At 51.3% G+C, this 13785-nt stretch carries 12 protein-coding genes and 2 pseudogenes; 13 read left to right on the forward strand and 1 reads right to left on the reverse strand.

The window, feature by feature from the left end; all coding sequences use genetic code 11:
* Positions 1-4 precede the first annotated feature (4 nt).
* Together NY07_RS07210 and NY07_RS07215 are read left to right on the forward strand one after the other, a co-directional pair.
* Positions 5-868, forward strand: a complete 864-nt coding sequence (locus NY07_RS07210) for a type II secretion system F family protein (protein ID WP_033538678.1) — start codon at positions 5-7, stop codon at positions 866-868.
* Position 869: 1 nt separating this feature from the next.
* A pseudogene (locus NY07_RS07215) lies at positions 870-1145 on the forward strand (DUF192 domain-containing protein); the annotation flags it as partial.
* Here the strand turns inward: NY07_RS07215 and NY07_RS19875 are convergent.
* Positions 1122-1172 (reverse strand): annotated as a pseudogene (locus tag NY07_RS19875) (hypothetical protein); the annotation flags it as partial. The pseudogenes NY07_RS07215 and NY07_RS19875 overlap by 24 nt on opposite strands.
* Before the next feature lie 29 nt (positions 1173-1201).
* Here NY07_RS19875 and NY07_RS07220 point away from each other — a divergent pair.
* The 11 genes from NY07_RS07220 (at position 1202) to NY07_RS07270 (ending at position 13669) form a co-directional block, all read left to right on the forward strand.
* The gene (locus NY07_RS07220; RefSeq protein ID WP_033538680.1) at positions 1202-1684 is read left to right on the forward strand and encodes a tetratricopeptide repeat protein; all 483 of its coding nucleotides are present in this window, start codon (positions 1202-1204) and stop codon (positions 1682-1684) included.
* Positions 1681-2364, forward strand: coding sequence for a TadE family protein (locus NY07_RS07225; RefSeq protein WP_235363905.1), 684 nt, complete (start codon positions 1681-1683; stop codon positions 2362-2364). Before NY07_RS07220 ends, NY07_RS07225 begins: the two co-directional genes overlap by 4 nt.
* Before the next feature lie 56 nt (positions 2365-2420).
* Positions 2421-6644, forward strand: a complete 4224-nt coding sequence (locus NY07_RS07230; RefSeq protein WP_033538681.1) for an IPT/TIG domain-containing protein — start codon at positions 2421-2423, stop codon at positions 6642-6644.
* Positions 6645-6689: 45 nt separating this feature from the next.
* Positions 6690-7148, forward strand: coding sequence for a hypothetical protein (locus tag NY07_RS07235; RefSeq protein ID WP_033538682.1), 459 nt, complete (start codon positions 6690-6692; stop codon positions 7146-7148).
* Between the two features lie 42 nt (positions 7149-7190).
* Positions 7191-7868: a hypothetical protein gene (locus tag NY07_RS07240; protein WP_033538683.1), complete on the forward strand. Its 678-nt coding sequence runs from the start codon at positions 7191-7193 to the stop codon at positions 7866-7868.
* Between the two features lie 88 nt (positions 7869-7956).
* Positions 7957-8094, forward strand: coding sequence for a hypothetical protein (locus NY07_RS07245; protein ID WP_161783157.1), 138 nt, complete (start codon positions 7957-7959; stop codon positions 8092-8094).
* A 153-nt stretch (positions 8095-8247) separates the two neighbouring features.
* Positions 8248-8649 carry a hypothetical protein gene (locus tag NY07_RS07250; protein WP_033538685.1) on the forward strand — a complete coding sequence of 134 codons (402 nt, stop codon included), beginning with the start codon at positions 8248-8250 and terminating at the stop codon, positions 8647-8649.
* Between the two features lie 95 nt (positions 8650-8744).
* Positions 8745-10133: a hypothetical protein gene (locus NY07_RS07255; protein ID WP_033538686.1), complete on the forward strand. Its 1389-nt coding sequence runs from the start codon at positions 8745-8747 to the stop codon at positions 10131-10133.
* 70 nt (positions 10134-10203) lie between these two features.
* A complete protein-coding gene (locus tag NY07_RS07260; protein WP_033538687.1) occupies positions 10204-11649 on the forward strand; it encodes an OmpA family protein in 1446 nt (481 codons plus the stop codon).
* 88 nt (positions 11650-11737) lie between these two features.
* Positions 11738-12868 carry a cell division protein ZapE gene (zapE, locus tag NY07_RS07265; RefSeq protein WP_052125541.1) on the forward strand — a complete coding sequence of 377 codons (1131 nt, stop codon included), beginning with the start codon at positions 11738-11740 and terminating at the stop codon, positions 12866-12868.
* Positions 12869-12877: 9 nt separating this feature from the next.
* Entirely contained in the window at positions 12878-13669 is a 792-nt protein-coding gene (locus NY07_RS07270) for an ABC transporter permease (protein WP_033538770.1), read from the forward strand.
* Positions 13670-13785: the final 116 nt, after the last annotated feature.

A 13785-nucleotide genomic window follows, 5' to 3' on the forward strand; every position in this document is an offset into this window, starting at 1 on the left:
AATCATGGTCAATCTTATTGTCGCTTGTTTCGTGATCTCCCTGGTTTTCCTGGCCGTAAGCTGCGCCCGTATCTACCACAGGGTACCGAAGGAAAACCGTGAATTTATGGATCCCCTGTCGCCGGGTCTTAAGCTTATCTGGCCTCTGGTACGCCTGCTAGCCTTCTATGTCAGTGAGAACCTCAGTGTCGATTATCTGGAGCGGGTTACCAAAAAGCTTCAGGTCTCAGGCTTATCCTACATAATGACCGCCGAGCAATACTTTGCCATCCGCATTCTAAGCACCCTGTTTAGCCTGGGGCTGACAATCGTGTGTAGCGCCATGCTTGACGCCTATGTGCCTCAATATCTACTGCTGGCCGCCGTGCTGGGTTACTTTCTGCCAGTGATGACCCTCAACGATCTGCGTAAGAAACGTCAGGGGATGATAGTCAAGAGCCTGCCCGTGTATCTGGACTACCTCACCATGTCCATCGAGGCGGGCCTGAACATGACGGGCGCCCTGAGTCAGGCGGTCGAGCGCGGCCCAGCTGGCCCACTGCGAATCGAATTTGAGAAGGTGATCCGCGACATGCGCGCTGGTATGTCACGTGCCCAGGCGTTTCGTAACATGGCCGATCGAGTACAGGTGACCGAGGTCAACAGCCTGGTCAGCGCCCTGGCACAGGCAGAGAGAACCGGTGCCAGCCTGGGTCATACGCTGAGGATCCAGTCGGATCAACGTCGAATCGAGCGGTTTCAGCGCGCCGAAAAGAAGGCTCTGGAAGCGCCGGTTAAACTGGTCTTCCCGCTGATCGTCTTCATCTTTCCCGTAACTTTTATGATCTTGGCCTTCCCGATTGCCATGAAGTTTATGTATGAGCTCTAACATGAAGAAAACCACACTGAAAACCCCAGACGGACAGGCGATCACCGAAGTATTCGTGGCCGATACCCCCTGGCTCAGACTCAGGGGCCTACTAGGTCGCCGCCGCCTCTCTCACGAGCAAGGGATGCTTATCGCTCCCTGCAGCTCGGTGCATACCTTAGGGATGCGCTATGCGCTCGATATCGTCTACCTCAATAAAAACAATAAGGTGCTCAAGATCACCCGAAATCTTAAGCCCTGGCGTAGCAGTGCCTGCCGAGGTGCCACTCAGGTCTTGGAGCTTGCGGCAGGCAACTCTACCCACAAACAGATAAAACCCGGAGATATTTTGAAATGGGCAAACTAATACGCCTCTCGCTATTCGTCGCCGTTACCGCACTACTCAGCGCCTGTTCATCGACGCCTCAGAAGCCGGAGCACAAGGGTAATGAGCAGATCATGGCGATTCAGTCTCAGGCGGAGCACGCCTACAAGCTGGCCATGCTGGATCAGGCCGAGAGCCTCTACCTTGAGGTGCTAAAGAGTGTGCCTAACTATGCCCCCGCCTGGTTTCGCCTGGGTAACATCTATACCCGAACCAACCGTCATGAAGCGGCCATCGCCGCCTATCGACGCTGCATAGAGCTAGAGCCGAATAATCAGAAGGCCTGGTACAACATGGGGCTGGTGCGCATCAAGCAGTCCACCAATGTGCTCAATACCGCCAGCAACCAGGGCGATGCCGACTCCGCCGTGGGTCGTCAGATCAAGGCGCTGCTGGACGCCCTCAATCAGCTGCAGAGTCAGCCACAAACCACGGCGCAGGCAGGGCTATGATTGCGGCTCGCTCGAAACAGCGAGGGCAGAGCATGTTCGAGTTCAGCCTGGCCCTGCCCTTTCTGCTCCCCATCATTCTGGTTGCCATGATGTTGATCGTGCAGTGGGCCTTTATCTATACCAGCAAGAGCACATTGGATGCGGCCACGGTTGCCGCCGTCCGCGCTGGCACTCTGCACCATGGCAATATTGATGAGATGCGCAAAGGTCTGGCTCAGGGGATGATGCCGCTATTTGCCCACGGCACAAGCACGAGCGACACGACACAGGCCTACGCCAAAGCAAGACTCGCAACCCTGGTACAGAGCCAGATCACCATACTCAGCCCAGACAGGGAAACCTTCGATCAATTCAAGGTGCGAAGTCGATATGACACAGGCTCTCGTTATGAGATCCCCAACAACAACCTGATGTTTCGTGACCCGGCCCCCAAGAACGTTGGCAATAACCGACAACTGAATGTGCAAGACGCCAACCTACTACAGATAGAGGTGCGCTGGTGCCAAAAGCTGATCGTCCCCTTTGCCAACTACATCATTAAGGAGATAGTCACCTCCCCCCTGTATAACCCAAGCAGGGAGCAGCTGGCCTGCAACGTCTTAGGGGTTACAACGGGAGATACCTACCTGGCAATCACGGCTCAGGGACTGATGCGTATGCAGACCCCATTTCGAATGTAAAGTGCTTAACAACACTGAACAACTTTGGACCTAGTAAAACTATAGGGATATAAAAAATGAAACACACGTCTCGCCTGACCAAGCAACATTGGCTGGCACTCATGCTGACCTCGACCCTGGCAATAACCGGGTGTAACGGCGAACTCAAAGAGGGAGAAGGCCCAAACTCTCAGGTACCGACAGATCCTGTGGACCCCGTTGATCCCACCAACCCCACTGAGCCGACCGACCCTACGGATCCTACCGATCCAACAGATCCCCCTCTGGTGGGCACCTGGGAAAACAGGGATGAAGACGGCGACGGCGTGGTGGATGAATTGGATGATTATCCTTTTGATGCCAGCAAGCGTACTTATCCTCTATTTGTAGAACAGGAACCGAATGATAATCCGGCGGTTGCCACCCCTATTGAGATCGATCTCGGCGTCAGAGTACAAGGTGTCATCGACTCAGAGTTTGATAAAGGCGATCTCTTCAAATTCCACGTCGATAAGCCACAATCTTACACAGCCTATTTCACCTCACCTTCGGCAAGATTCAAGCCTCAGGTTTATGTTTCAGACGCTGATGGACTGGTCATCAATGACATTCAGCTATATCGATATACTCAGGCCAATACCTATGTAGTGAACTTCCCTATCTATTCACCAGGTACTTATCAGCTCAGTATCATAGATGAGAACTATGCCGGCGGCAGTGACCTCACCTATCAGGTGACTATGTTTAACGATCAAGATATCGACGGATTCGACGATACGAAAGAGCCCGCATTAGGTGCAGATATCAACGAAAATGATCAAGATAAAGATGGCATTATCGACGGGATAGAGTTCACTATGGCGTTGGCTAGTCTTGGTCTAGATACTGACAGAGATGGCATTCCTAACTGGTTAGATACCGACTCAGACGGCGATAGCTTCAACGATGCTATCGAAGGCATGGAAGATTTGGACAATGACGGAGCCCCCAACTTCCTCGAGCGTGATGCCGACGGTAACGGTATCGATGACCAGTTAGAAAGCGGCAATAACAATGCGCCAACTAACACTGACAATGATAAATTTATCGATCACTTGGATATCGATGACGATAACGACAATATATTCGACAAAAATGACGTTCAGCGCTTAGTCCCAGCCAACATTGTCTCTTGGACCCAGCCTGGGGATCTCTTTATCGAATCACTACACACACTCTTCGCCCAGAATAAGATCAAAAATTATCTCAGAGCCGGAGACGAATTCGAACTCACGATAGAAGGGCTCTCTCAAGCGTCTGAAAATACCCTCTTAGTAGTGAATATAAACGGCAGAATTTACAACCTATTTCCAAAGCAGATCGAACACTTATCACTACGTAGCCACCTAACCTTTGTACTTCCTCAGGACATGGGTAAGGGCCAACTCTCAATTGTTGCAGGTACAAACAAATCAGACCCATTTCCGATTGAGATAGGAGACGGGGCGTTGCCACTACTCATAAGTTCTAATCCTAGAAGCCTCAAACCCGGCCAACAGATAACGCTAAGTGGCGACAACTTTGATGAAGACACCAGTGTTTTCTTCAACAACCAAGTTGTCAACGCACAGTTTATCGACGAAAACACTATTAGTACCATAGTGCCTGAATCGTTGAGCGGTGGCAGCTATTCGGTCAGCAACGCACATGGTCAAAGTAATCCCATCACCTTCATCATCACCCAAGAGATAGCCGTTAGTGTCCTCGAAGCGTCAGCCAAACCTTTGGTTGCCATAGGGGGGATCTATCCCGAGATGGCCCAAGCCTTTGATGGCAATAGCTTCGAACTTGAGAAGATGGGAAGCGAAGCTGAAGTCATTTTCACTTATACCCATGATGCCAACGGGCAACTCGAAGCCTACCTTAGTACCGTCTATTACATGAACCAAGACAGTATTTCATTGAGCTTCGAATCGACGGCCTTGGCAAGCCTGGTGCTTCATATGAACTATTACTATGAAGCAAGAGGAGTCAGCACAGAAAAGTTTATGCAAACAGTGCAGACGACACAGGCATATCAAGATTATTTGGTTGAGGCAAAGGCTGCACTGACCAGAGATACCAGCTTCTTCGGCTATAAGGCGAGAAAAGCAGAAGCATACGATTTACTTAACCAATTTGAGTCAAAGATAAAAACAGAATTAGCCACGAAAGGTTTACTGAAATCTTCAAAAGCACCTGCTGCGGCGATGTTCAATTCACTGAATCATAGTGCGGCAAACTCGAGTACCAACCAATCGCTATCAGCTATTGAGCCCAGCATTGTCTCCTACCCTGAAACCAATGGCACTTGGCAAGCCTTCGACATGTCGATGGCGGCCACGACCTTCGCCGAAAACAGTACAGAGATACTTAACAACTGTGGCGAAGGCGTTGATCCCAAATGGTATGAGGTATTGAATGCCGATGGCTGCGTTGAAATCAGGAATCGCAGCCAACTCTACTTGAGCGCCAGAGTCTATCCTATCGAAAGCAAGACAGGAGAGATTAACACCGATCTAGAGTCTCTCAACAAACCGATTGCGGACCATATCACTACGCCTTGGGATTCGGGCATGATGGGGCCTCAATCTGGTACTTGGTTAGGTATTTCGCTCTGGTCTAGCGATTCTCTTATCGATAAGTGTGTCTACACAGACTGTTTATATCAGATCATCACACCAGGTGTTGACGGCATTTTTGGGCCCAGTCCATTTAGCTTGAGAGGACAAGAGGCCTACGATAAACGCGCCCAAGATGCCCGCAAGATGTTGGCGATAAGAACCATTATTGATAATGTCGTCATTCGTTTTTATTCCATCCTATTCGATGCAGCAGGAATTGACCTCAACGACAGTAAATACAAGAAACAAGCAACGGCTCTGGCAATCGTCAAGGCCGTCTATCAGTACCTACCGGCAATCAGCACTGAGATCGATAAACTGATGGCCAAAGACAAGCCAAGTTTCGACGACTGGCAGAGCTTGGCCGCAAATCTAGGGAAAGAGTTGTACAGCAAAGAGATCAAGGCGGTGATCTCCGATCCAACCAATCGCGCCTCCTATGGTCCAGTCACCATGGCGCTACTAACCGCGCTTGAGGTTGACGAAAAATACTTCATCAACAAGATGCTGCAAAAGGTCGCCCAAAAATTCATACCTGGCTGGGGAACCATCACTTCGGTATATGAAGCCAGTAAGCTCGCCGACTCTATGGTCGATATGGCCAAAACCATAGACGATCTGGTCGATGTACCGACAAAGCTCGACTATATCGTGACCTGGGGTCTAAAAGCCTCAGATATCACACCAAGATCCATTGAGAAGACCCTAGAAACTAAGCGTTTCACCATAGTTGGAAGCGGCATGGCCGCAGTTAAAGGTGTGTTTAGCGATACAAAACCTGAAGTGAAGGTGTTCGATCTGGGCAAGGGTGAAAAGGAGCTAAAAACCACCTACATTAGCGTCAATAAACTGGGAACAGAGTTAACCTTCGACCTGAGTGATATAGACCAAATCGAGAACGCCGTCGGCCCGCTTAAAGTCGAAGTTCATCACAGAGATGAGGTCGCCGAAGTGCCTTATGAAATACTTATTGGCACAGATCTCACCATCACCAATATAACGCCAGATAAGGCCTCGCCCGGTACAGAGATAGAAATCAGCGGTATCGGCTTTAGTAAGCAACCAATGGATAATCAGGTTACCTTTAGCGGTGCTAACGGTGAACGTATTAGAGCCGCGGTAAAATCGGCCACTACCGATACCCTAGTGATCATAGTGCCCAATGGTGCAGTGACAGGTTATATCACAGTGGAAGTAGCCGATGTATTGAGTAATCAATATCCCTTTATTGGGCCCAGCCAGCTTCTGATCACCTTTGGTGACAATGGTAACTTTAACGACGATGTGTTTAAATTATCGGTCAATAACAAGGTGATGTATGACAACAACCAACCTCAACGTAAGGTGGGTCCACTGAATGTCTCACTGGAGGAAGGTGAACATACGGTGCAATTAACGGGTATTCGTGCCGACGATGGTATTGCTACCTACTACATTGAATTTGCTGGTGATATTGCCAATGTCAGTGGCGACGCCTTAACGGGTAGAGACTTATGTCCAAATACTCACAAGACCTATAAAGTCACCATCGCCAGCGGCGCAGGCAATTCCGGGCAATCGGCTTCATTAAAAGCACAGATACACCCCATGATAATGCAAGCTGAATATGCCGATATGGCAGCCGAGACACCAACTGAGTGTCCACAGGCCAATAAATAAAGGACAAAATGGCCCCTAGGGGCCATTTTTTATTAGGGAGAAATCATGTTAAAACCGCTCACCACACTAATCATGCTAGCGAGCACTCCGTTTGCCTACGGTCAAATTGACGTCACTATTCCCAAGGCAAATTGTCTTAAAGCCGCAGACATTGTCACAAATAAAGATCTGGCACTATTCAAGCAAATCTATATGCCGATTAAGGCTAACGATGAGCAATACTTAGCCTTTATCCAGAAGATCCATGATTGGGCATTTGTGAAAAACTATAGCGGCATCAATGACTTTACCATAGAAGGCGTAAGAGTCTTCGAGCACGCCAAAACCTCCGAGAATGATACCGTAAAGCAATCGGCTCAGCGCTGGGGATACGATACGGAAGTCTGGGTCGACTATGCCTTTAATTCTACCAACCGCACCACCAACGCCCCCGCCACCAAGGCAGGCTTCTGCCGCTTTGCCCTGCAAGGCGACTCCTGGTACATGATTAATTTACTCAAATAACCACAATCACAAGCCCAACCGACTTGAAAGGACTCGAAAGGCATGGAAAAGCTAACCCTTGACGACACTCCCTGGTTTGGTACCACAGATTTCAAGGGAAAGAATCAACTAACTGGCGACAGCAACATTCGCCTTAAGTCATCTAGACTGCTCTATCCGCTACCCTTACCGTTAGAAATACTCTTTTTCATTGGCCCACTGACATTGGCCATTCTGCCCTTTATCAATCCTAGCCTGATGCTTCCCCAGGCCTGGCTTACGCTAAACATCGCCACCCTATTAGGCTATCTGATCCTCAAAAAACTGTTTATTACCAGCATCTATGGCCTAGGGGGAAAACAAGTTTGCCAAATTAACGCTGAAAGGCTCAGCATTCCCGGCAGTCGCCTTATCGATACCAAAGCGGGCCCTGTGGAAATTCAGCGACGAGGCATAAAGGAGATAGGCGTGCGTTATTGGCCAAGCACACGCGACCTGCGCACCAGCTACGATGTCAGTGAACTCATCATCACACTCGAATCGGGCCAATCAATCTGTTTAAAGAGCCTCTACTTCCCGATTAAGCCACTACTTTACCTGCTGGTCTATTTCGACTACCCAATCACGCTGCATAAACGCCGGCACTCTTTGGCCATCGTCGCTCGTAGCCTGTTTGTCGCCTTTCCCTTAGTCGCCCTTGTAGCGGTAACTGGCTTGCTGTTTAAAGAGTATTTTCTGTAAGGCCGTCAACTTAACAAGGAGCTAACCAAATGCACAAACCATGGATGGCAATAGCATTAAAGGGAAGAATAAGGGACTTTTCATCGAGATGAACTCACTCAATCACCTGCTGGAAAATCTGAAATGGGTCGATACCGTCTTCTTGAGCCAATACCTTGGTCTCGACAAGCAGATCGAGGAAATATTTTTCGCCGATTTAACCGCCAAAATACACCCGAAAGAATAATGTTTCCGGCCGATATTTTGCGATAGGATCGCAAACAAATAAACCAAAAGGCTTATTTTAAGTGGTTGTGAATAAAGCATATTGATGAACATTTCGTCTTCAAAGCCCTCCCTCCACTCAGGACAATTTATTCCCATATAAAGGACTATATCAATGAAAATTGCTTCACTCTCTGCCCTGAGCTTAGCCCTGTTATTGACCGCCTGCGCTTCAGATCCCGGCCCGCGCATGGCACTGGAAAAGACGGTTGAAGTCGATGGCAAAGTGCTCAAATTTAACGGCAGCTACCACGACAAGAAAAACATCTTGATCCTCAGCGTCAACGGCGACCCTATCATGCAGGGCCGATTCGCCCCTTACACCCCAACCCAAAACCTTAAGGCGAACTACAAAGACTTTGCCGTAAGAAGCCACTGCTACTTCGGCTCTGTTTTGGGTAATCAAGGCGGTGCCTTCGGCGCCATCGCGAGCATAGTGCAATCTTCTAAGAGCAGCACCGCCGATAAGTGCGAGCTCTATGTCAACGAGAAGCTAGTAGACAACCTCTACTTCTAACCTAATCGACTTGGTATGGGCACGAGCGTCGATGCCAAGTCGCCTCAATCCTCGGATTGGATCCCTCAGCGCTCGCCCTCTGATAAGGCTAAGTCGTGTTATTTACTCAAGACCTTAGGAACTCCAAAAGCATATCCAATTTCGGCAGCAAGGTACTTCGCCAACTGGCGCTAACCTCGGCTCTGAGCTTAGTTTCAATTAGCGGCCTGGCCTCTGCCGATACCGGCGCAGACAAAGATGCCATCAAACAGTTTCAACTCCAAACGACGCCGCTGACCGAGCGCGCCCATCAGCTCAGTCGCAAACACAATCAGCAGATGGAGAGCTTCTCTAACAAGCTTGACGAATACCAGGATGCCAGGCCGCTACTGCAAGATGCCTTAATCGGTGAGATGGCGCTCACAGCAGGCAAGATGTTAACCCTGACCAACGACTATCTGCCGCGCTATCGCGCCTTCCTCGCGCGAATCGATAAAAACTCCAGCTGTTATCAGCCCAAACGACTCGCACAATTTCAGCAGACCAGAGACGAGGTACAAGACTATCTCAACCAGCTGCAAGACCTGACTCAATCCCAAGCCCAGACCCAAGACCAAGGGGAAGCCTACGCGGCTCTGATGGCGATAAATATCGGTCAGAGCAAAGCGGCGATACTGATCAACCTGCTGGAGACTAGCAAACTTTGCTATGTTACCCAGGCCATGCCGGAAGTCGCCCAGGATATCCTCCTGCTCGAAGGGCTTATGGCCGAGCGGCTACCCGAAATGGTCGAGGCGGCCAACCTATCGACATCCGAGCCTGAAGGGCTAGAGCATTCAGAATCTCGCCTTAACGAAATTAGCTCGGCCGAATCAAGCATTAACGCACCAGATCTTAACGGGACTGATATTGAAAGCGCGGATGCTAGCCGCCCCGATGATAATGCAGCAGTTCCAAGCACTTCTGACTCAAAATCTACCGACAGTGACAAGCTTAGCCAGCAAGACAAGGCGCTCGATGCCTGTATCAAGCAGCAGGTCTCACAACTGGGGCTGACATCGGCCCAGGCGCTTACTGTGTTGAGCTGCCGCCTATCCAGCGCCTCGGTCAGCCTAAACCGGCTGAGCAAGCTATCTAACCTGGAGATCCTGAGCCTGCAGGGCGGCGTGCTGGCCGACCTGTCGGCGCTGGCAAGCCTTAACCATCTCAGTCTGCTGAGCATAGAGCAGAGTCAAATTATCACCTTTGGTGACCTCAAGGCACTTAAGGGCAACCTTAGCTTCAGCGAGGTCGATAGCCAAGACTGGCAGGCTCTGGCAGACGCCCAGGCCGAGTCGATTGCCATCATGTCGCCGACCCGCTGCGACGCCTTGAAGCCGCTCGCAGAACAGCCAAATGTTGCCTTGCTTTACAAAGGCCTATCGCCACAGGCCATGGCCGACCTCATGCAACGCCAGGCATCTATACAGGGGCTCACCATAATGACCGATTGCCCCGCGCCTTAAGTGGGGCGTGCAATATGCACAAAACAGATATTGATAAAGCAAACCTTTCAGAAACTTAAAGGGAATTAAGATGAAACCCCAAACTCTCGCCTTCACACTCGCCTTATGCAGCGGCTTAGGCCTTAGCGGACTGGCTCAGGCCAATGACCTCCCTTTTCAACCACTACCAGAGGGTAAGCTCTACAAACAACATGAGCGCCATTACACCCCCTTCGACCTAGTGATTGGCGTCGACAAAAACACTTACCAGACGCAGACGGTTGCCGGTCAGCTGAAACGAATCAATTACAAGCTGCCAAGCAGCTACCTGGCCTCCCACGCCGTCAACAACTATAAGGCTCAGATCGAAAAACTCGGCGGCACAATACTGTTCGAGTGCCAGGAAAAAGCCTGCGGCGATGACCACAAACTCTCAAAACAGATAGCGCCACTCAGCGACATTCCCAAGAAGACACCCGCGCTGCTAACCGCCAAGCTCACGCTTACTAAGAAACAGCTCTACCTCTCTGTCTATGGCGCTAATTGGCACAACGGCGCTGGCCTACAGCTGGATATCGTCGAGGTAATTGACGAGCCGCTGGATCTGCTTGCCACCAACCAGGCCTACCTGACAAGCGAGGTCAGCCAGACCGAGTTTAAAGACAGAGGCAATAAGGACACCCAAGGCTCGAAGGATCACCCGATGATCGCCAGGCTCCCCGGTGCCTTCATCCAAAAATATCAGCAACAGGGCTATGCCCAGACCTTGGTATTTGACGGTGTTGAACAGGGCCAACACAAGATTAAGACCCTAGAGGGTAAGGTCACCGACATTGGCTATAAACTCCCAAGGGGCTACTCGGAGTATGAGGTCGACGCTAACTATAAGGCGGCGCTGGAAAAACTAGGCTTTGTGCGCGGCTTTCACTGCCAGGGCTTAGAGTGTGGTGAGACAGATCTCATCGAACGTCGCATCAAAACCCTGATCCATATAGGTTTCGATGAAAACCAATATTACAGCCTATATAAGTTAGAGCGACCCGAGGGCGCTGTGCACGCCATGGTCTTTATCACAGGTTATCATGGCGGCCTGTGGAGCGAGATAAAGGTGGTAGAAGAGACCAAACTCGTCGACGACAGAGTGGTCATAGATCTCGAGGGACTCAAGGATAAGATCGCCCAGCAGGGCCACGTGGCGCTGGATGGCCTGTTGTTCAAGTTCGACAGCGATCAGATGCAGCCCGAAGCAGATGAAGTGATCACCATCCTGGCCACCTACCTTAAGAGCCACCCTAAGCAGCGCTTCTATGTGGTGGGTCACACGGATGATAAGGGCAAGCAAGGCTACAATAAGGGGCTGTCAGAGCAGCGGGCCAAGGCGGTAGTCGCCACCCTCACCCAATCTCACGGCATAGACAAGGACCAGCTCAGCCCCATGGGCGTAGGGGAATATGTACCCGTGGCCAACAACCTGGACGAGGCGGGTAGACAGCGTAATCGCCGTGTCGAACTGGTACTGCGCTCAGACATGCAATAGCAGCATCATCAAACGGCGCCCCTGTGGGCGCTGTTTAATTGATAACATCTTGATATAATGGCCGTCCGCTCACTACCTGGGTCATTTCATGTCGCGCTCTCCCCTACAAGGTTTTCAACATCTACTCACCCAGGAGAACTTTGTCGACGACCCGGCTCAACATCAGGCCATACTATGCCTAGAGGCCCTCTATCAGGCTTTACAAAAACATAAACCAGAAGATCAGCCCGCCAAGGGACTCTATCTCTGGGGCGATGTAGGGCGTGGCAAGACCATGCTGATGGATCTCTTCTGTCAGAGCCTGCCAGAAGGGATGGCGCTAAGGCTGCATTTTCATCGCTTTATGGAGAGGGTTCATAATGAGCTCAAGGCCGAGAGCGGCAAGCGCGATCCTTTAAGGCGCATCGCCAGTAAACTCAGCCAAAGCTGCCGAGTCATCTGCTTCGATGAGTTCTTCGTCAGCGACATAGGCGATGCCATGATACTGTCCGGCCTGTTTGAGGCCCTGTTTGCCGAGGGGATCACCCTGGTCGCCACCTCCAATACCCCCATAGCCCGCCTCTATGAGAATGGGCTGGCAAGAGACAGATTTCTGCCCTGTATCGCCCTGTTAGAAACACATACAGATGCCCTGCACCTTGATGGCGGCGTGGATCATCGCCTGCGCCATCTCGACAAGGTGCAGACCTATTTTCTGCATGGTGAGGGAGAGTTTGCCAAGCGCTTCGACGAGCTGGAGCCAGGCGGCAGCGACTCGCCGCTGACCATCTTAGGCCGAGAGATTAGCGTTATCCGCCGGGGTAGCTCCACCCTCTGGCTCGACTTCGACGCCCTGTGCGGCGGTCCGCGCTCTCAGCTCGACTATATTGCCATCGCCAGCCAATTCGACACCCTGTTACTAAGCGATGTGCCGCCCCTTGGGGGCACGCCCCGCAGCTGGATCCGCGCCAGAGGCACTGAAGATGGCGCCGCGGCGGTGGCCGCAGGTGACCGCCAGCTTAACTACGCACCCAAGGATGATCCGGCGAGACGCTTTATCGCCCTAGTGGATGAGCTCTACGATCAAGGGGTTAAACTCTATCTCGAAGCCAGTTTGCCGTTGGAGCAACTCTATACGCCGGGCGCCCTGGCCTTTGAGTTTAGACGCACCATCAGTCGCCTGGTCGAGATGCAATCGCGGCAATACCTGAGCACTGCTCGGCCAAAGCAGAGGGCATAAACCATGGAGATGCAGACGAGTCTGGATATAGGTTGGTTATCACTCGGGCTGTTTATGCTGATTCTGCTGGTGCCACTGGGGATCAATTGGGGATTTAGACTGGCACAGGGCCGAGCCATGCTACTGGCCGCCACCCGCATGACGGCGCAGTTGCTGCTGGTGGGTATCTACCTTAAGTTTCTGTTTAACCTTGAAAGCCTCTGGGTCAATCTGCTCTGGTTAGCACTCATGTTGATAGTAGGTGCCAGCGCTATCTTAGGCGGGGCTAAGCTGCCTAAACGCAGATTAATGCCGGCGCTCCTCTTTAGCCTCTGCATTAGCCTCTTGCCACTACTGGGGCTACTGCTGCTGGCGCTGCTGCAACCCATACCTGTCTATCAAGCGCAATATTTGATCCCCCTAGCGGGCATGTTACTGGGCAATAGCCTGTCTGGAAATATACTGGCGCTGCAACGTCTTTTTAGCGCCTTGGAAGAGAAACAAGAAGAGTATCAGGGACGTCTCGCCCTAGGCGCGAGGCCATGGCAGGCGGCCTTTCCTTTTCTGCAAAACGCGCTGCAGCAGGCTCTTGCCCCCAGCATAGCCGCCATGAGCACCATGGGGCTGGTCACCCTGCCTGGTATGATGACAGGACAGATCCTCGGCGGCAGTGACCCCTTAGTCGCCGTGAAATATCAACTGGTGATCATGTTGGCAATATTGGTGATGTTAAGCCTGAGCGTCGCCTGCGCCCTAAGCCTGGCGCTGCGTCACAGTCTGGATCACAGTGGCAAGTTGCTCATCAAACGAAGGCGCTATTGAGCAGCTGTTGATAGATGGCAAGCACCCGCTGAACAGGTAAAACCACATTCTCCCGTTACAGATAAGGGAGCATTGAGGCGTTTGCCACCAGCCCACCTTTCCACCAGCAACTCCAG

This window comes from Shewanella sp. ECSMB14101, assembly GCF_000773485.1.
Classification (GTDB): Bacteria; Pseudomonadota; Gammaproteobacteria; order Enterobacterales; family Shewanellaceae; genus Shewanella; species Shewanella marisflavi.